The following is a 17,909-nucleotide window of genomic DNA, read 5'->3' as shown; positions in this document are numbered from 1 at the left end:
TTTCAGAACCAGTCCGTCAGCCGCTGCCACCATGTCTTTTCGGCCGGCGGCTTCGGTGCGTGGGCGTTGTTGATGAGCCCGTTGACGTAAAGCGTCAGATTTGTCTTCCGGAATTCAGCACCATGGAAAATCCCGGCGTGCCGCCCATTGCGGTCCATGACGTGCACCATCGGCAACGCTGCGTCGCGGCTGCTCAGCGCGGCGGAACGATCGGCCGCGGCAGCCGTTGTTGCGCCGTCAGATGGGGCTACCAGATTCCAGTTTGCGTCGTCCCACGAGGCCTCGATCAACGCATCGGCGTCCTGAACAGTGACGAAGGTCACCATCTCCTTCATTGGCGAAACATTCACTTGGCCCTGCACTCCGGCGAGAAGGACCTGCTGTTCCGCGCATGGGTTGCCACAGCCTTGGGGAACGAAGCTCAAGACTACAATCTGATCGTGAAGGTCGCCAAGCCGCAGCGGGTTGCCATTCTGATCCCTGACGTCCAAGTCTGGCACGGACGGACGATCCGCGAGCTCGAAGGCCGGTTCCTGCTCGGTCATCACTTCGTCAAGACGCTCTCCGGGGTGGTTCGCGAATGCCGGTTGCGCAACGAGCAGCAGAGCCAGAAACAGAAATCGGATCATTGCCCCGGTTCCTTCTCCGCGTTCCGTGGCCCCTCGGCGGCTATGCCGAGTACGGGAACATCAACAGCGATCTCTCCGGCCTTCTCGAAGCTGAGCGTCATGGGAAACGTCGTGCCCTCATCGAGCTTGTCATGCAGTCCCATCAGCATCATGTGCATGCCGCCAGGCGCGAGCGTGACCCGCTGACCCGCCGGTATTTCAAGCACCTCGACATGTTTCATTCGGCTCACGTCACCGTCGCTCTCGACTGCATGAATCATGACGTGATCGGCGGCGGGCGTCGTTACACCAAGAAGCCGATCATCCGAGGCGCTCTCGATCGTGGCGTAGGCGGCGCCCGGCCGAGACGCGAGGATGCTCGCCCGCGCCCATGCATCGAGAATGCGCACGGACTCATCGGCGGCCACGGGCAGCGATATCGACCAGATCGCCACCAGGAGGAGGATTGCTTTCTTCATTCTTCTCACCTGTTCATTCGCGTGACGACCTCGGACGCCATCTCTTGTGCCGACTGGTCTCCCTCGCGGAAAACAGCCTCATAGCGGCCCTCGGGCGTCATCAGATAGATGTGCCCCGAATGAGCCATCAGATAGCCGTCCGGAGCGGAGGCCTCTTCCATTTTCTCGTAGTAGACGCGGAACGCGTCCGCAGCCGCGCCAATCTCCACTTCGGTGCCGGTCAGGCCGATCAGATCGGGATGAAAGGCCTGGACGTATTCCGCCATGACCTCGGGCGTATCGCGCGTCGGATCGACTGTTATGAAGAGCGGCGCGATATTTGGAGATTCGCTCCCCAGCCGATCCAGCACCTCGGCCATATAGGCAAGCGTGGTCGGGCAGATGTCGGGGCAATGGGTGAAGCCGAAGAAGACGAGCTGCCAGCGTCCCTGGAAATCCGCGTCGGTCACGCGGCTGCCGTTGTGATCGGTCAATGAAAACTCGGAATGGACTGCCGCTTCCCCGACCGTTACCGGGCTCGGCGGATCGCGAAAGCCGATCGTTCGGACGAGATATGCGCCACCAAGCGCCAGCGCGGCAACGGCCACCAGAATCCACAGGCCATAGCGAATGCGTCTGAGTTGCTTTGTTCTTGTTGATGTCATGTCAGCTTCCCGGGAGCCCTCCCACCCGGACCCTGTGGTCCAGGCGAGGCGGGTCTCCGCATCCTATTGGTCTGGCGACGCCTTCATGTGTTCTGTCATATCGGCCATCATCTTGGTGCATTGCTCCATCATCGGACCCATCTGGGCCATCATGCCCATCATGCCGTTCATATCGCCCATGCCATTCATGCCGCCTTCGCCCATCATGGAGCCCTGTTCGCTTGGAGTTTCGGGTTCCTGGGCGTGAAGGATCGGGACTGCGGCGAAGCCGGTAATGAGCATGGCGGCCATTGCGAGTGCCTTGATCGGATTACGCATCGGTTGTTCTCCTTGTCTGGGTGGTTTGAGGTTGGGAATGCCGGGGCGAAGCCGCTACGCGTGCAGTCTGTGCGTCTCCAGCGCCGGCGTCCGTCGGAAGGCCATCCGGGGATCCGCCGGGTAGTGCCGTTTCATCGCCGGTAGCAGCGGTGTTTTCGGCCTGGTTTGGCGCGCAGGCTCGGCCGGTCATCCGGTTCATGCAGAGGCCGAGCGCGCACATGGCGACACACGGCAGGGCAGTCAGGAGCAGCGGCGCAATTCCCGCCGCGACCAACCAGCTCCAATTGAACGTGAGGCCGCCGACGAGCGCGATCGCCGCAAGCATGAGGAGGCCACGGCGGCCGCCGAGATAGTAACGAAGAGCGTAGAGCAGGTCCCGGCCAAGCGAGCCGTCTTCTGCATTGGATTGTCGTGTCGTGGCCATGAGGATTTCCATTTCAGTTCGAGGTCAGATGGTTTTTGAGAAATGCGATCATCTCGGGCGTGTCCCACTCGGCCGGGCCGATGAGCCTCCCCAGCTCCTGGCCTTCACCGTCAATGAGAAGCGTCGTCGGCAGTCCTGGCGCTCCGAGGTCGAACGAGGCCTGCATCGAGGCGTCGATGTAGAGGCCGAGATGCCGGATACCGATCTCGGCATAGAACTTCCGAACCACATCTGGTCCGGCCCGGTCGACCGAAAGAGCCACGACCTCGAAACCGGGGCCGCCGAGATCCGCCTCAAGCGCGTCGAGCGTCGGCATTTCCTCGCGGCAAGGCACGCACCAGGTCGCCCAGATGTTGAGCAGAACCGTCCTGCCGCTGAAATCGGCCAGCGTAAGTGCCTCACCGTTCCCGTCCTCAAACTTGATTTCGGGGAGCGGCCGCGGCACCTCGTGCATCACGAAGGACCGGGACGAGACCGTCTCAGCCTGTCCTCCGCCTTGAGGCGCACGCATTGGCGTGTCTCCGCTGAAATAGATCACGCCAACGATCGCGATCGCGGCCAGTGCGAGCGTGCCTGCCGCCAGAAATACGATTGGACGCTGTCCCTGCAGGAGGTTCCTCATTGGCCGCCTCCCAAGGCGCTATCGCCTTCCGGCTGACGGCGCAGTTCCTCCACGAGCGGCAGGATGGTGCCGTTGAGCGCCTCTTCGCTCACCGGGCCGATATGCTTGTAGGCAACACGTCCGTTGGCGCCGATGACGAAGGTCTCGGGCACGCCATAGACGCCCCAGTCGATCGCCACGCGCTCGCTGATGTCGGCCCCGGTGCGCGTGTAAGGATCGCCAAGGCTGTCCAGCCATTTCGCCGCGTCGTCCGGCTGATCCTTGTAGTTGAGGCCATGCAGCGGCACGGTGCCTTGCGCCGCAAGCTTCATGAACAGGGGGTGCTCCTCCCGGCAGGCAACGCACCAGGACGCGAAAACATTGACCAGCGAAACTTCGCCCTTGAGATCGGTGCTCGACAGGCCAAGCGTCCGGCCCTTGACTGGCGGTAGCGCGAAATCGGGCACCGCCTTGCCGATGAGGGTTGACGGCAGGTTGCCTGGATCACGCGTGAGCCCCCAGGCGAGCACCACGGCGAGCAGGGCCGCTACAGCAAGCGGCAGGAAGGCCAGGACATTGCGGCGGCGCATTGGGTCCGTGGGATATTCATCAACCCTGCTCATGAGCCACCCCCGTCGCTAGCCGTAATGCGAGCCTGGACGTCCCGCTGGCGCTCGGGCCAGGTGCTCTTGATAAAGGCGAGCACGGCGGCGATCTCCTCGTCGGTCAGGATTTCCCCGAAGGCGAGCATGTCACTCTCATAGCCCGGGACGACACCGCCGACGCCGAGCTTGGTGATGGCGAACAGGTCCTGGTCCGAGTGGTGCCAGGTGTGACCACTTTCATCGTGCGGCGGCGCGGGCATGCGGCCGTTCTCCAGCCGACGCTTCCAATTCGGTTGGCCTTCGAGGCTTGCGCCGTGGCAGGAGGCACAGTTCTCGGCATAGACCTCTTGGCCGAGGGCGATTTGCTCGCTCGTCACGGGCTGGCCAAGAAAGGTCACGTCCTCTGTTCGCACATCACCACCCTGCACTTGCGTAAGCGCGGCGACAGCCGCCAGGGCCGAGACCGCGATGGCGGAAAGGATGACCAAGTTGCGCTTCATCGCGGCCCCCGCAGATATTTCACCAGCGCGAAGAGGCCGAGGATCAGAACAGCAAGGACCAGAAGCGCGACGAGACCACCTCCGACCATCATCAACCCCATCATGGACCCATCCATCATTGTTCCGCTCACGAGATCACTCCTCTGTGTAGACGGTGACGCCGTTCTCATCGAAGGCGTAGGTTTTCAGCGTCCCGGTCTTTGCCGGCGCCATTCCAGGCGCGTTGGCCGGCATACCGGGCAGTGTGATCCCGGTGATGTCCGGGCGTTCACTGACCAGCCGCTCGATGATCTCGACCGGTACGAGGCCGCTCACGACATAGCCGTCGATCTCGGCCAGGTGGCATCCGATCCCCTGCCGCGGAACGCCGGCCTCGATCGAGCGCTGATCGAAATTGGAGTCATCGATGCGCGTCACCGTGTAACCGTTGCCTTCCAGATAGTCGGCGTAGGCATCGCAGCATCCGCAGCCCGGATCGCGCCAGATCGTGATCGCCTTGTTGCCCGAAGCTGCTGCAACGGATGATCCTTGCAGGGGAGCGTTCGCCGAACCCAGCGACCAGTAGGCGATACCGCCGATGGCAACCACGGCGACGACGGCTGCGGCATTTGTTTTTCTGTTCATGACTTTCTCCATTATCCGCGCGCGAGCGCGGTCCAGTTCGCGCCGCCATCGCGGCTCTCAACGAGGCCATCGCCGGTGATGGCGGCAACATGATCGGCATTGGCGGGGTGGACAGCGACGGCCAGCGCGCGCGTGCTCGACTTTTGCGACCACACGACTCCGGCGTCTTGCGATTCCCAGATGCCCGAAGGCAGCGCGGCGTAAAGCCGAGTGGGCGATGAAGCCGCACTGACCAATGCGTTGATCGTCTCGCCTTCGGGAAGGGGCGCCTCCATTGGTGCCGGTTTCCCCGAGACAAGCGCGTCCATCGCATCGCCCGGCTGCACGTCCTGCCAGCGGCAGAAGCAATCTGGCACGCGGATGAGACCCAATTCGGTCCCGGCATAGATCCAGATGCCGCCCATGCCCGTTGCCAGATCGACCGAAGCCAACGCCGTCAGATCACGCTCGGCGTCTGCGAGCCACGGCCGGTCCATCGCGAAGACCCAAGATCGGCCGGCATCCTCGCTCTTCCATAGGCCGTCGCCGCAAATGGCGGCATAGACGGTATCCGGTTCAGCCGTTGCGACGGTGACCGCCGCCACCGGGGCGTCGGGCAAGCCCTGGCTTCTCGACTCCCAACCGTGCCCGCCATCTTCGGAGAGGGCGATGCCCCCGCTCGTGAGACCCGCCGCTATCCGGCCTAGCCGGCGCGGATGCGTCGCGAGCGAGAGGATGCCGCCTGCCGTCGGACCGGACAGCTCCATCCAGCCGTCGGTGCCATCGCTGCGGGAAAGGCTGCCTTCGGCCAGGATCAACGCGTCGCCATCGAAGGCGATTGCGGGACCGGTTGCTCCGGGTGCGGCGCGAAGGCTGAACGGCAGACCGATCAGCCCGGCGCCCGCCACCATCGCGCCAAGGAAGGCACGTCTGGAAAAACGAGTGGAATATCTGCGCGTGGTTGTCATGTTGGCGTCTTTCATGTTCAACGCGCCTCACAGCGCTCCGTGACGAGATGATCGAGGTCGGCGAGGCTGGAGAAAATCACCGAGAAACGGTCACCGCCCATGCCGGCTCCGAGGATCACCGCGACGCCGGACGGCGGGCCGGTCTCGACGCTGTCGATCTTGAGCCGGATATTCTTCTCCCAATAGGGCGTTTCCCGGCCGTCGCCGGTGGTGACGAAATAACTGTCGCCGCAATGGCGGATTGCCGTGACACGCATTTCGGGCGGCGCACCTCCGATCGACTGGGGCGCTCCGGCCCGCAACCATCCGGCCGGAATGAGACCTTCATCAACGACTTTCTTGCCGCCGCCGGACTGGCCGGCAATTTCGAGGAAGGCGACGAGATCGGCGCGCGCCTGAGGGTCGTCGATCCCGCGGAACGTCATGTAGGTGTCGGGGATCATGCCCGCCGGGTCTTTCAGCCAACCGTCGAGCGCGGCCGCATTCCAGGAGAAGCCTGCGTCCCGCAGTCCCGTCGAATAGCGGACGAACCTCTCGGCCGTGCCCGCCATGCGCCCCATGAAGCCGTCGAGGCTCGGACCGCTGAGGTGCAGGCCGGGCTCAAGGGCATGGCAGGCAACGCAGGCGCGGTAGACCTGTGCACCACGCCGTGCGTCCCCGTCGGCAAGTGCGGCCGAACTGAACGACAGAAGACTCATTGCGGCGATGGCGAGTGCGCCGAAAGTGGTCCGAAGTCCCGAGACCGGGAACGCCACACTGGCCGCTAAGGCCACGGCGGATGTGAGAAAGGTCCGACGCGTCGGCGTTGACAGATGCAAAATCATGATGTTCCACCATCCTGAGGGGGCGTTCGAGCCGCAGCACGCGACCCGCGCGATGCGAAGCAGGATCGTGGGCGATCACACTGACCGCGCACGACGTCAGCCGCTAGCCGGAACGGAGTCCGGGCGGCGTCAGCTCAGGATGATGGATCTTGGAGGGTAAGGGTCTGGCAGTCCGGTGCGCCCGACCACGCTATGAGGAACCAGGCTTTCAGTAGCCGTCTCGGCCCTAGGCAGGCCAGCTTGGCCGGATGGCACGACGGCCAGTATGGGAGAAACGCAGACATTGTCGCAGGCCTGCATGTCGTCGCTGCCGTCAGGGCAATCCTGGCAGTCGCCCATATCGCCACTGTCGTAAGCGGTAAGCGCCATCTTCATGTTCATGCTGGCGGCATTCGCGGCATGCACGACCGATCCCGCCGCGAAAGCGGCAAGCATCAGGATCGTGAGAATGCGGACATACCTTACCATACCACACTGAATACCCTGAAACCCTGTGCCCTGTCGATATGCGTTCTGTCGCAGTCGTGACGTGGGTCGAAGGGCCGATCGGTGATCAGGAGACTTGGCGTACTTTCGGTTTCCCGCCAATTTCGGATGCTCAACGTGCCCTTGCAAACGACCGGGTCTGAGGCATCAGGGCTTTCGCACATCTGCGGTACGAGCATCGGTTCAAAGACAGCAAGTATGATCTAAACCTGGCAGAGACCTCTGACTTTGTTCAAGTGAGGCTGGGCCTACCGGCTGAATTCAAGCGGTCTTTGCGGCCGGGCATCGACCTGAAGCGTAAAGACGTCGGGCCGTGCTTGGGTCGTCTCCATAGCTGGTTAGCCCGATGCGAACCGGCTCCGATATGGCGGGGAACATCCCCTTTTTAGCAGGCTCGCCGCGGTGCGGTGTGCCTTGAGGTAGGTCGCATCGATCATGATCCGCTCCGGCCTGGGACCGTCCTGGCTGAGGGCCACGAAGATTTTGTCGAACACACCCAACCGGCTCCAGCGCATGAAGCGATTATACAGCGTCTTGTGTGGCCCATAAGCTTTGGGCGCATCCTTCCACTGCAAGCCATTGCGGATCACATAAACGATCCCGCTCACTACACGCCGGTCATCGACCCTCGGCACCCCATGCGCCAACGGAAAATGCGGTGGCCAAGACTTTCCTTCGGTTTCATGTCTGATGTGCAGACGCACATATAGAGTTCTTGACGGGGCGTCCTCGTCTTTCGTATTTAAAATTATGGGGATTGCGAACTCCCCACGAGGCGCCAGCCAAAGATCGCGTTCCACATCAACCCCGGCGACGGAGGAACGCACATGTCTGCGCCCAATGCCATTTCGTTCGACAAACTCACCCGCATTATAGGAACGCCTCGCGCGCCGATCCTGCTGGACGTGCGGTCCGAGGAAGATTTCGCCGCCGATCCGCGGTTGCTCCCCGGTGCGACCCGGATCGACGATCAGGCGCTCACTGCCCTCGCAGCGCAGCTCGGCGAGCAGCCGTCCATCGCTGTCTGCCAAGCCGGCCACCGGCGCAGTCAGGGCACGGCCGCCTGGCTTCGCGCCGAGGGCTGCTCCTCGGAATATCTCGAGGGCGGTTTCGAAGCATGGCGCGCGGCCGGGTTGCCTCTTATCGATCCGGCCAAGCTGCCCGCACGTGATGCACAAGGCCGCACCGTCTGGGTCACGCGCTCCCGTCCAAAAATCGACCGCATCGCCTGTCCCTGGTTGATCCGCCGGTTTCTCGATCCCCGCGCGGTGATCCTGTTCGTGGCGCCCGCCGAAGTCATCGGCGTCGCCGAACGCTACGACGCGTCGCCCTTCGACATTGAGGACGTGTTCTGGAGCCATCGGAGCGAGCTCTGCACCTTCGACGTGATGCTGGCCGAGTTCGGCCTGAGTATTCCCGCGCTCGACCGGCTGGCCGCCATCGTCCGCGGCGCCGACACCGCCCGGTTCGATCTGGCGCCCGAGGCCGCCGGTCTGCTGGCAGCCTCTCTCGGCCTGTCGAGGATGTATTCCGACGACCTGGAGCAGCTCGAAGCCGGGATGCTGCTCTATGACGCCTTCTATCGTTGGGCCCGGGACGCAACCGACGAGACGCACAACTGGCCCACGAACAAGCCGAAGGCGGAATGATGCAGGACCGCGCCTATCCCACTCTGGCCGAGGCTACCCGCATCTGGGCCCGCATCGGCCTCTTGAGTTTCGGCGGCCCGGCCGGGCAGATCGCGCTCATGCATCGCATCCTCGTCGAAGAGCAACGCTGGCTGGGCGAGAAGCGGTTCCTGCACGCGCTCAACTACTGCATGCTGCTGCCGGGCCCGGAGGCGATGCAGTTGGCCGTCTACATCGGCTGGCTCATGCACCGCACGCTTGGTGGCATCATTGCCGGTGTCCTGTTCGTACTGCCTGGCGTCGTGGCCATCATGGCGCTGAGTTGGATCTACGCGCTCTATGGCAATGTGGGCCCGGTCGAGGCGTTGTTCTTCGGACTCAAGGCGGCGGTCCTGGCGATCGTCGTTCAAGCTGTCATCCGTATCGGATCCCGCGCCCTGAAGAACGGCGCGATGGTCGCCATCGCCGCCGCCTCGTTCGTAGCGATCTTCGGCTTCGCGGTACCGTTCCCGCTCATCATTCTGATTGCCGGCCTGATCGGATTCTTCGGCGCTCGCGCGGGCCTGCCCGCATTCCATGGCGCCAGCGGACACGGCATGGTGGGCAAGGTCCAAGTCGATGACGCCGATACGCTGCTCGGCGAGGAGTCGCCGGATCACACGCAGGTCAACCGAGGCTGGGCGTTTCGCATTTCTGCCGTGTTCATCGTGCTGTGGCTGGCTCCTGTCGCCCTGCTATTCGCCGTTTTCGGCCCTGCAAATGTCTTTTCCCAGATCGCGGGCTTCTTCAGCGTCATGGCCGTGGTTACCTTCGGCGGCGCTTATGCAGTTCTCGCCTATGTGGCGCAGGAGGCGGTGCAGAACTACGGCTGGCTCGCCCCCGGCGAGATGCTGGACGGGCTCGGCATGGCCGAGACCACGCCCGGGCCACTGATCATGGTGACACAATTCGTCGGCTTCATGGGCGCCTTCCGCGACGCGAGTGGCTTGTCGCCTCTGATGGCGGCAACGCTGGGCGGACTTCTGACGACATGGGTGACCTTCACGCCCTGCTTCCTGTGGATCTTCCTCGGCGCCCCCCTTCATCGAGCGTTTGCGCGACAACAAAGTGCTGACGGCCGCTTTGACTGCCATCACCGCAGCCGTGGTGGGTGTCATCCTGAACCTCGCCGTCTGGTTCGGTCTGCACGTGGTCTTCGACGAGGTGCGGACGATCACGTCCTTCGGTCTCAATATCGATGTGCCCGTCTGGTCCACAATAGACCTATCTGCTGCGGCGCTGGTGCTGGCCGCCCTTATCGCGGTGTTCCGCTTCAAGCTCGGCCCGGTGACGGTTCTTGCCGGGTGCGCAGCGGTTGGCCTAGTTCTTGGGGTGGCCAACATTGCATAACGGTGATCCGCTCTCGCGATCCAAGCGAGAGCCAATGGCGCCGTCGCGAGATCGATAAAGGTGGCCTGCTGCCGGTTTCGTGGAAGCCGCATTCGGAAGATCGGATCGCGACCACGCTAACCCCAACTGGATTGCTCAGCGTACCTTGAGCTTCATTGGGGCGGCAGATTATGCCGAGCGTAAAGACGACCATGGCCTGCAATTTCAGTATTGCGCTCACGAAGTCGGCATAATCCGACTTACGGCATAATGGGCATGTCACTGTAGAAGTGGAACATGTCGCCGCGACAACTCGAAGCGCCGTCACAACGTAAGTTGAAAGGGGGAGGCCCGCTTTCGGCGCGACGAGATGCCCGCATGACGGCAAACCGAACGCAGCAACCCGCAACAACCGCCGATTGCCCCCACGAAAGGCGAAACTTCCTTGCCGTTTCATAAGGTTGGCAGCCGATTCAGTGTTCAATCGGGAGGGCTATAGAGTAAATGTCGTTCCCATCTGGTTCCCGCACGGCCCTCCATAAACCGCCGATTGCCGCACAAATTGAGTGGTTATTTCTTTTATTATCAAGCGAATAGATCTCTACGAGGCGATTTGCTTGCGGAGAGTGGTTCTCACACGCCCAGCCAAGTAGGAAGTCCTACCGGTGTAACCGCCGGCAACACGCCATAGCCAACTTCGTTTTTTACTTGGACATGACCGGATTGAGGCCGACTACCGACTGTCCGCTGCTGGGATATCCAAGATGAAAGCGGACACATAACCATCGGATGCTATGGTCTGGGATCGGCCCAAGCGGTCGAAAATGGACTTCTCCCGCATAGGCACAGTTACACGGTCTCGCCTCGAAGACGTAGTACATCCTTGGATGGCGGTAAACCGAACTGCCGGGCATATTCCCTGCTGAATTGGTTTGGACTTTCGTAGCCGACACCGAACGCCACCGAAGTAGCGTTTCCTTCCCCAGCCATAAGAGTCGGTTTCGAAACTCATGATGATCGAGCCAATCGGCGAATGATCAGCATGGCAGATGCGGCGTAGAGGAAGGCTGCGGCGGAATTGACGGTGGCCTCGAAGTCCTTTGCCAGCCGTCTGTTACGATTGATCCAGGCGAAGAACCGCTCCACCACCCACCGCCTTGGCAGAACGACGAAGCCGACCTGATCCGGCTTTTTCCTGACTGTCCGTCGTCTTGCTCATGATGGCTCCACCTTCTCAAGGTTTGGAGCCTCCGGCAAACCCGGCGCGGTTCAGATCGTCCTTTCAAACAAGCACAAAATCAGCTTCGAAAGGACATCTCATGAGCAAGCAAAATCATCCGAATAGGCATCACGTTTTCGCTCGAATTTCTTCCTTCAGATTGAAGCGATTGGCTGCTAATACGGCGATCGACTGCATTGCGGAACATGACGATGAATCTTACGCAGATTTTGGAATTGCTGAGCTCCATCTCGATAGTTGTTGGCCTGCCTTTGGCGATCTATGTTTTCATCTATGAGCAGCGCAAAGCGCGCGAAAACGAAGAGGAGGAAATCAATCAAATCCTCTCAGACGGCTATATCGACTTTCTGAAGCTCACCATCGATAATCCGGATTTGAGATTGCAGTCCAGCACCGCAACTCCAAATCTCACCGAAGATCAGCGCGAACGGATGCTCGGGATATTCGGGATTCTGGTTACCCTCTTCGAACGCATCTATCTGGTGACTTACGAGGAAAAGATGGCACCTCAGAAGATGCGCCGTTGGCGCTCGTGGGAAGTCTTCATGCGCGAGTGGTGCCGCCGCGAGGATTTTCGTGACAACTTGCCGCTATTGTTGCCAGGAGAGGATCCGGATTTCGCCTCTTTTCTCCAACGGCTCGCGACCGAGGAAGCGGCCAATGGAACGTTACCCAGTGCCGGAGCTAGTCCGTTCGGCAATCGGAGGTGATGCCAGCCATAGGGCGGCCGTGTTCGATTCAGATCCCTGGGAGCCAACGACCAATCCAGTTGCCGGTAGAGGCGATCAATCTCGAAATACGGAGTTCCCTCGCCTTTGAGAGCGTCCGGGCGAGCGTGGATTATCCGTCCGCCGTGTTCCCGAGTATGACGATCCGAGCCATGTACCCCTTGCTCCAAATTGATGGATCCGGCTGAAGCTTGCATGCAAAGGGCGTGTCCGCAAAGAACTTGATACAGCCTCATGTTGGTGGCTGATTCCATGGCCGCACAGCGGACAATCCTGCTGCTAGCAAGGAAGCGGCGTTGGATTCGATAAGCACGTGGCGGAATTCTGGATCCCAGTCGAGAAGCTCCTCTACGGAAAAAGTTGAAGGATTCGCAGAGGACGGTCTGGGGCGTTTACGAAATGCCGGTGATTGTCGGGCATTACGGCATCGACGGCTGAATCCTTGGCTGTCCTGCTAAAAATTATCATGAATTGAAAGGAGTAATGAATTGAAATTTATCGCAACAACCTGCCTGATCAGCGAGACGCACAAGCCACGCCCAAGACAGCATATCCTGGATTTCATCGCATCCAACGAGATGGTATTCACCCCAGCAACCCTCATTGATATTGAAAGAGGAATTTTGCGGGTCACACAGACCAACCCTGCGAAAGCGGCCGCACTGCGAGAATGGTTTGCTCAGGAGCGCGCGAGACGCGTCATCTTGACGGGTCGGGCACGGGAAACCTCTAAGATGCTGGCTGCCATCCTAGAATGTCGTCACCTAAAATACATCTGGCTTCCGGATCCGAAATCTAAGCATCCTTCCTATGGGGTACATGCCGCGACTGCGGCGGCCGCAATTGTACACGAATTACCTATCGCCGCGGCGGGTATCAAAGCATACTTGGCGATAAACGAGTACTTTAGCATTCCGGGAATTTACGATGTGACATCCGACAGGTGGTGTCAGGCGGAATACCTGAAGGCCAAAGTCAAACGCTTGCGACCGACAGATAGGGTCAACTACCTGTCGGCCGCTTAGCTAACGCAACACTTCAATCGGTCGACAGGTAGTTCCAAGCTATCTGTCGGCCGCAGAAATAGCGAGCGATCACCACCCGCCTGCCCAAAGCTATCAGCAACAGGCAATAACGAGATAGCCCAAAATCCTTAACGGAACACCGGCGGCGACACTCGACACTGGGCTATTTCAACCTCGTCGGGTTCGAGGAGCAAGCCATTGGGTTCAGCGGCACAGCACCCAAGCCCGAGCAAGCGCAATAGACCGAACGGAGGCGGTAACGGCCCAATTATGCTATCGTTCGAGGCAGTCGGAACATTTCGACTGCCGACGCGCGCTGCAGTCGAATGAAGGGGAGGATCAGATGGTTCGTGGATATGCAGCGTTAGCCGTAGCGTCGATCATTGGCGGACTCTTCGCGCTGTCACGGGCGCAGGCCGAACCGGTCACGAAGCAAATGGAGGTAAACGGCACGACGCTGAGGTATGTGGAGGAGGGCTCCGGCGATCCAGTGGTCTTCTTACACGGTGCGGTGGGGGACCTACGCATTTGGGACGCCCACAGGCCGCAGATTGCTGATCAGCGGCGTTTCATTGCCTACACGCAACGCTACTTCGGAACGGTCGACTGGCCGGACGAGGGCAAGCTTTTCTCGCTGCAGACTCATGTTCAGGACCTGATCGCCTTCGTCCAGGGCTTCAATTCCGGACCGGTTCACCTTGTGACCTGGTCCTACGGCGGCCAAGTCGGTACCTATGCGGCGCTGGTTCAGCCGAACCTGTTCCGCTCAATGGTCCATTTCGAGCCCACATTCGATACGCTGCTTGCGGACCTGCCTGGAGGCAGTTCCGCCAATTCGGAAATGCTCAACCGCTTCGGACCGACGGAATCGGCGCTGCAGGCCGGGAAGCCCGAGGATGCCGCGTTGCGGTTGGTCGAGGCCGTTTTCAAGCTCCCTGACGGCGCTGCAGCCGTCCAGCCCGAACCCTGGCCCACCATCTGGCGAGAAAACGCGCGCACAGTTCTACCTTCGCTCAAGATCGGTCCTGGTGTTCCGGTCTCGTGCCGGCAGTTGGGGAGATTGAAGGTCCCGACCCTCGTTGTCGAGGGCCAGAATACATATGCGCGATTTTCAATGGTGGCGGAGCAACTCGCTGCCTGTCTGGGAAATGGCTTGCTGGTCACCATGCCGGATGTCAATCACGACGGCCCATATCGCAACCCGGCCGGTTTCGCGGCAAAGATCGAAAGCTTTCTGGATTTGGCTGATTAACCGGAGCACGCAGGCACGGACCGCCTGCTCAGCTTAAGTCCGTCGACGCAGCGATCTACTTTGTGCTTCGAGCTCCGACAATCGTCGCGACAGCGCGCGGTGGATGTTGCGATGACCGTCGCTCCTGAGTGTCAGCCGCTGGGGCGGCGTTTTCTGTTCCGAGGCGGCAATAGAAGCATCTCGACCGGGCCATTTCTATAGGCCTCCAGCTGCGGCGCTACCGCATTGGCATCCGAGTCAGAGAACCCCTCCATGCCCCATTTCGTGGCATGATAAAGCGTCAGGCTGGGATGGGTCATCTGCCGGCCTCGCTGGAGAGCCGCACGATCCAGCCCTCTCCCGTTGCTCGAAAGTGCTCCATCTGGATCGTGACATAGACAACAGCGCGCCACAGCCTGTCACGATGAACGCCCGCGAACACGTCGAGTTTTCCGATGCTGCGTGTCACAGCCGCCACTCATTCGCCCCGGTCGAGTAGGCGCTCCGTCAAGGCCTTGCCGATGCCGCCCCTTGCTCCCGTCATAAACCAGGTTCGCATCGTCGCCCCCTCACGCAGGTTTTCGGTCTGCCTTCAGCACGGAAGGACGCGCACCGGCTGTCCTCCTTCGCAAAGCAGCTGTGATCTCCACCGGAATCGCGGCGGCTCCATCGACGTCAACTCAAACCTTGCGCCCGCCACAAAGACGCTGAGAAAGGTCGCCAGTTCTACCAAGGCGAACTGCTTGCCGCCGCAGATGCGCGGCCCGAAGCTGAAGGCAGTGAAATCCCCTGAAGCAGGCTTAAGCGCCTGCTCGCCTATGTCAAGCCTCCAGGGATCCGCGCGATGACGTTTGTCGTGCTGAATTCCGATAAAGGAAATGATCACGCTCTGCTCCTCGGCAATGTCCTGATCGCCGAGCCTGTCCGGCCCGTTGGCGAGGCGGGTAATGATCGGCGTCGGCGGAAAGAGCCGAAGCGTCTCGGATATGAAGGTGCCGAACGGCTTCAGGCGACTGAGACTGTGCCAGCTCGCATTGCCGTCCCGCCAGAGATCATGTGCAAGCGGTCGCAGATTTTCCTGGACTTTCGGATTGGCAGCCAGAAGGTAGCATGCCCAGCTCACAGCAGCTGCGGAGGCTTCGATCCCCGCGGCAAGGAAACTCATCAACTCCTGTTCGAGCACAAAATTGTTGGCCGAATCCAGGTCCGCCGTCTTCATATCCGAGAGCATGGGCGTGAGCGGCATGTGCTCACTTCGGAAATACCGCATCGACTCCAGAGCCTGCCGTCGTAGGGCCGGCAGCACCGCCAGATGTTCTCGGTAGATAGCGCCGGCTTTTCCCGCAGGAACAAATGAAAATTCTGAAGCGCGTTCCATGATCTGGGCGAGCACAGCCAGATCGAGGCCCGTGTCAACTAATTTGACGTCGAGGAAATTCTCGACGAGGACACTTGCTGTCATTTCCCGAAGAACGTCGATGTCGATCGTCGATGCACCGGTCGCGCTTCTGTCGATCATCTTGCCGAGCGCGATCCTTGCATGATGCTCGGAGAGCGCGAAGGTGCGCTCCCGGTCGAACCTTGAGAAGTAGGACTGCGTCAGATCTCGGCGGATTTCCCATGGATTCCCGTCCTCAGAAAAGCGCGAGGTGCCCAGCCCCTGGCGGAACCATGCCATGTTCTTCCTGTAGTTGACGGCGTTCAGCCTGAGAATGTGGTCGGCTTCCTCCAGTCTCTGAACCACGAGGACTTGAACGCCGCTGAGGTCGAGAAAGACGTTGCGGCCGTTTTCCGTTCTCGACAACTCGTAGAGGGTGCCGCAGATTTGCGACGCAGGACTCATGCTGGCGTTTCCAAGATCTCCGCGAGATCCTTTACCGATCGCATTTCGAGCAGCTGCACGGGATCGACGGTGCGCCCGATCCGGTGCTCGATTTCCAGGACGATCATTTCGAAAGTCAGGCTGTCCAGCTCACCGATGGCGTTGATCTCCGCATCGGCGGCGATTTTCTCCTTCGGCATAAACAGGCATCCGGCCAGTATGTCCCTGGCCTCGTCGATCGCATTCGTCATCCTCGAACCTCAAGCTCCGAATTCTGCCGCTCCGCACTCCAGAATCGCCCACTGAGATAAAAATCCCTGGCGCGCGCGCGGGCCAATTTGCCGGACGAGGTAAAGGGCAGGCTTCGGGGCGGAACCAGTACAATGCGGCCGGCAACCCCAACAGCTTTCCTGACGGCAACGCCGACCCGCTTCGTCAGGATTGCGCGCTCTGCGCCGTCGCGCAACCCGCACTGGACAAGTAGCACGAGTTCTTCTTCAACACCATTCTCTACGCCGATCGCCGCAACGTCCCTTGGGCGCAGCGGCTCGACATGTTCCGCCGCCCATTCGACGTCCTGCGGCCAGATATTGCGGCCCCGACAGCTGATGACATCCGTGTTCCGGCCTGTGACGAACAGCCAACCGTCCACCAGATAACCGATGTCTCCGGTCTCCAGAAAACCATCCTGTCCGATGGCGTTGTCCGTGGCCAGAGGGTTGTCAAAATACTCCGTCATCACATTTGGTCCCCGCACCCGGATGTTGCCAGTGATCGCATCTGCAACTTTCCTGCCTGCATTGTCGACGATCGCGATCTCGACCTCCGGCAATGGCCGTCCGCATGAGACGTATAACTGGCCGAGATTACTCGGGCCATCCGTGACTGGTTCCGCCCCGAGGTCGCTGAAGGTGACGGCAAGAACCGCTTCGGCCAATCCGTAACTCGGCAAAAAAGAACTCCGCCGGAAGCCTGCCGCCTCAAATCTGGCCGCAAAAACATCGAGCACCTCGGCACGAACCATGTCTCCCCCGACCCCCGCCACCCGCAGATGAGACATGTCGAGCACGGAAGCGTCACCCTTGAAGCGCTCCGCCGCAAGCCGGTAGCCAAAACTCGGGGCGAAAGTGATCGTGGATCGGTTGGCGCTCATTAGTTTGAGCCAAAGCGCCGGGCGGCGGGCAAACGTATGGGGCGAGGTATAGTCGGCGTCAATCTGGGCGAACATCGGTGCCAGAGAGAAGCCAACGAGTCCCATATCGTGGTAAAGCGGCAGCCACGAGAAGGTGTGATCGTCCGGTCCGACTTTCAGGCCGTCCCGCAGGATCGTTCGGACATTCGCGCAGACCGCTTCCTGGGTAACAACAACGCCTTTGGGATCGGACGTGGACCCGGATGAATATTGGATGAAAGCCGGTTCGCGCACTGCAAGTTTTTGCGGCTCTGGACCGGGCGCAAGGTTGAAGAGATCGTCATAGGGGAGCGCCTCGAGACCGACGCGCAACCCAGCCTCTCTCGCGCATCCCAGGAAATCTCGCGGCGAGATCATGAGAGCGAGCTTCGCCATCCACGCCATTTTCGCGAGTTGGGCGACATAGGCGTCCCTGCCGCCCAAATAGAGAGTGAGGGGCAGCGGACACGGCACCAACCCGGCGTACTGGCAGGCGTAAAAGGAGATCAAGAAGTCCGGTCCCGTCTCGGCCAGTAGCCCGATGCGCGCGCACCGCTCCAGGTCGAGAGAAACCATTCCACGCGCGACGTCGCGGGCGACGTCACGCAGTTCGCCATAGCTCATCTCTCGCTCGCA

General features: G+C 60.8%; 21 protein-coding genes and 4 pseudogenes. 5 read left to right on the top strand and 20 right to left on the bottom strand.

The window, feature by feature from the left end; all coding sequences use genetic code 11:
- Nucleotides 1–2: 2 nt before the first annotated feature.
- The 14 genes and pseudogenes from GM909_RS22095 to GM909_RS22035 form a co-directional block, all read right to left on the bottom strand.
- Nucleotides 3–629 (bottom strand): cytochrome-c oxidase, encoded by a 627-nt coding sequence (locus GM909_RS22095; RefSeq protein ID WP_157019382.1) that lies wholly within the window; start codon nucleotides 627–629, stop codon nucleotides 3–5.
- Nucleotides 626–1,087, bottom strand: coding sequence for a copper chaperone PCu(A)C (locus GM909_RS22090; RefSeq protein ID WP_157019381.1), 462 nt, complete (start codon nucleotides 1,085–1,087; stop codon nucleotides 626–628). The genes GM909_RS22095 and GM909_RS22090 overlap by 4 nt, the downstream gene beginning before the upstream one ends.
- 5 nt (nucleotides 1,088–1,092) lie before the next feature.
- Complete coding sequence (locus GM909_RS22085; RefSeq protein ID WP_157019380.1) at nucleotides 1,093–1,731, bottom strand: SCO family protein; 639 nt, start codon at nucleotides 1,729–1,731, stop codon at nucleotides 1,093–1,095.
- A gap of 63 nt (nucleotides 1,732–1,794) precedes the next feature.
- Nucleotides 1,795–2,049: a hypothetical protein gene (locus tag GM909_RS22080; RefSeq protein WP_198174353.1), complete on the bottom strand. Its 255-nt coding sequence runs from the start codon at nucleotides 2,047–2,049 to the stop codon at nucleotides 1,795–1,797.
- Nucleotides 2,042–2,473, bottom strand: coding sequence for a hypothetical protein (locus tag GM909_RS26410; RefSeq protein ID WP_198174352.1), 432 nt, complete (start codon nucleotides 2,471–2,473; stop codon nucleotides 2,042–2,044). Before GM909_RS26410 ends, GM909_RS22080 begins: the two co-directional genes overlap by 8 nt.
- A gap of 13 nt (nucleotides 2,474–2,486) precedes the next feature.
- Nucleotides 2,487–3,095 (bottom strand): TlpA family protein disulfide reductase, encoded by a 609-nt coding sequence (locus tag GM909_RS22070; protein ID WP_328600474.1) that lies wholly within the window; start codon nucleotides 3,093–3,095, stop codon nucleotides 2,487–2,489.
- Entirely contained in the window at nucleotides 3,092–3,697 is a 606-nt protein-coding gene (locus GM909_RS22065; protein WP_157019379.1) for a DsbE family thiol:disulfide interchange protein, read from the bottom strand. The genes GM909_RS22070 and GM909_RS22065 overlap by 4 nt, the downstream gene beginning before the upstream one ends.
- Nucleotides 3,694–4,179, bottom strand: a complete 486-nt coding sequence (locus tag GM909_RS22060) for a c-type cytochrome (RefSeq protein WP_157019378.1) — start codon at nucleotides 4,177–4,179, stop codon at nucleotides 3,694–3,696. The genes GM909_RS22065 and GM909_RS22060 overlap by 4 nt, the downstream gene beginning before the upstream one ends.
- Nucleotides 4,176–4,310 carry a hypothetical protein gene (locus GM909_RS26325; RefSeq protein ID WP_268890784.1) on the bottom strand — a complete coding sequence of 45 codons (135 nt, stop codon included), beginning with the start codon at nucleotides 4,308–4,310 and terminating at the stop codon, nucleotides 4,176–4,178. The genes GM909_RS22060 and GM909_RS26325 overlap by 4 nt, the downstream gene beginning before the upstream one ends.
- Before the next feature lie 4 nt (nucleotides 4,311–4,314).
- Nucleotides 4,315–4,803 carry a DUF411 domain-containing protein gene (locus GM909_RS22055; protein WP_198174351.1) on the bottom strand — a complete coding sequence of 163 codons (489 nt, stop codon included), beginning with the start codon at nucleotides 4,801–4,803 and terminating at the stop codon, nucleotides 4,315–4,317.
- 11 nt (nucleotides 4,804–4,814) lie between these two features.
- Complete coding sequence (locus tag GM909_RS22050) at nucleotides 4,815–5,765, bottom strand: WD40/YVTN/BNR-like repeat-containing protein (RefSeq protein WP_235912015.1); 951 nt, start codon at nucleotides 5,763–5,765, stop codon at nucleotides 4,815–4,817.
- Nucleotides 5,766–5,767: 2 nt separating this feature from the next.
- Nucleotides 5,768–6,448: a c-type cytochrome gene (locus GM909_RS22045; RefSeq protein ID WP_198174350.1), complete on the bottom strand. Its 681-nt coding sequence runs from the start codon at nucleotides 6,446–6,448 to the stop codon at nucleotides 5,768–5,770.
- Between the two features lie 255 nt (nucleotides 6,449–6,703).
- Nucleotides 6,704–7,042 carry a hypothetical protein gene (locus tag GM909_RS22040; protein ID WP_157019375.1) on the bottom strand — a complete coding sequence of 113 codons (339 nt, stop codon included), beginning with the start codon at nucleotides 7,040–7,042 and terminating at the stop codon, nucleotides 6,704–6,706.
- A gap of 395 nt (nucleotides 7,043–7,437) precedes the next feature.
- Nucleotides 7,438–7,764, bottom strand: a pseudogene (locus GM909_RS22035) (transposase); the annotation flags it as partial.
- 123 nt (nucleotides 7,765–7,887) lie between these two features.
- Here GM909_RS22035 and GM909_RS22030 point away from each other — a divergent pair.
- Together GM909_RS22030 and chrA are read left to right on the top strand one after the other, a co-directional pair.
- On the top strand, nucleotides 7,888–8,709 hold the full coding sequence (locus GM909_RS22030; protein ID WP_157019374.1) for a chromate resistance protein ChrB domain-containing protein: 822 nt from the start codon (nucleotides 7,888–7,890) through the stop codon (nucleotides 8,707–8,709).
- Nucleotides 8,709–10,077: pseudogene (gene chrA / locus GM909_RS22025) on the top strand (chromate efflux transporter). Before GM909_RS22030 ends, chrA begins: the two are co-directional and overlap by 1 nt.
- 828 nt (nucleotides 10,078–10,905) lie before the next feature.
- Here the strand turns inward: chrA and GM909_RS26520 are convergent.
- Together GM909_RS26520 and GM909_RS22020 are read right to left on the bottom strand one after the other, a co-directional pair.
- Nucleotides 10,906–11,049 (bottom strand): annotated as a pseudogene (locus GM909_RS26520) (AraC family transcriptional regulator); the annotation flags it as partial.
- Nucleotides 11,050–11,064: 15 nt separating this feature from the next.
- Nucleotides 11,065–11,256 (bottom strand): annotated as a pseudogene (locus GM909_RS22020) (transposase); the annotation flags it as partial.
- A 225-nt stretch (nucleotides 11,257–11,481) separates the two neighbouring features.
- On the opposite strand from GM909_RS22020, the gene GM909_RS22015 reads away from it, so the two are divergent.
- The 3 genes from GM909_RS22015 (at nucleotide 11,482) to GM909_RS22005 (ending at nucleotide 14,301) form a co-directional block, all read left to right on the top strand.
- A complete protein-coding gene (locus tag GM909_RS22015; protein ID WP_235912014.1) occupies nucleotides 11,482–12,006 on the top strand; it encodes a hypothetical protein in 525 nt (174 codons plus the stop codon).
- 506 nt (nucleotides 12,007–12,512) lie between these two features.
- On the top strand, nucleotides 12,513–13,049 hold the full coding sequence (locus GM909_RS22010; protein ID WP_157019372.1) for a PIN domain-containing protein: 537 nt from the start codon (nucleotides 12,513–12,515) through the stop codon (nucleotides 13,047–13,049).
- Nucleotides 13,050–13,392: 343 nt separating this feature from the next.
- Nucleotides 13,393–14,301 carry an alpha/beta fold hydrolase gene (locus GM909_RS22005; RefSeq protein WP_157019371.1) on the top strand — a complete coding sequence of 303 codons (909 nt, stop codon included), beginning with the start codon at nucleotides 13,393–13,395 and terminating at the stop codon, nucleotides 14,299–14,301.
- Between the two features lie 295 nt (nucleotides 14,302–14,596).
- Here the strand turns inward: GM909_RS22005 and GM909_RS22000 are convergent, their stop codons facing one another.
- The 4 genes from GM909_RS22000 to GM909_RS21985 all read right to left on the bottom strand — a co-directional run bounded on the left by GM909_RS22000 (nucleotide 14,597) and on the right by GM909_RS21985 (nucleotide 17,897).
- Complete coding sequence (locus GM909_RS22000; protein WP_157019370.1) at nucleotides 14,597–14,749, bottom strand: hypothetical protein; 153 nt, start codon at nucleotides 14,747–14,749, stop codon at nucleotides 14,597–14,599.
- Between the two features lie 123 nt (nucleotides 14,750–14,872).
- Entirely contained in the window at nucleotides 14,873–16,123 is a 1,251-nt protein-coding gene (locus GM909_RS21995) for a cytochrome P450 (RefSeq protein ID WP_157019369.1), read from the bottom strand.
- Nucleotides 16,120–16,353, bottom strand: a complete 234-nt coding sequence (locus GM909_RS21990) for an acyl carrier protein (protein ID WP_157019368.1) — start codon at nucleotides 16,351–16,353, stop codon at nucleotides 16,120–16,122. The genes GM909_RS21995 and GM909_RS21990 overlap by 4 nt, the downstream gene beginning before the upstream one ends.
- Nucleotides 16,350–17,897 (bottom strand): AMP-binding protein, encoded by a 1,548-nt coding sequence (locus tag GM909_RS21985; RefSeq protein ID WP_198174349.1) that lies wholly within the window; start codon nucleotides 17,895–17,897, stop codon nucleotides 16,350–16,352. Before GM909_RS21985 ends, GM909_RS21990 begins: the two co-directional genes overlap by 4 nt.
- Between the last annotated feature and the right edge of the window lie 12 nt (nucleotides 17,898–17,909).

The organism is Mesorhizobium xinjiangense, from assembly GCF_009749525.1.
Taxonomy (GTDB): Bacteria; Pseudomonadota; Alphaproteobacteria; order Rhizobiales; family Rhizobiaceae; genus Mangrovimarina; species Mangrovimarina xinjiangensis.
The sequence above is the reverse complement of the archived record's forward strand: the minus strand, read 5'-3'. Positions and strand labels throughout refer to the sequence as shown.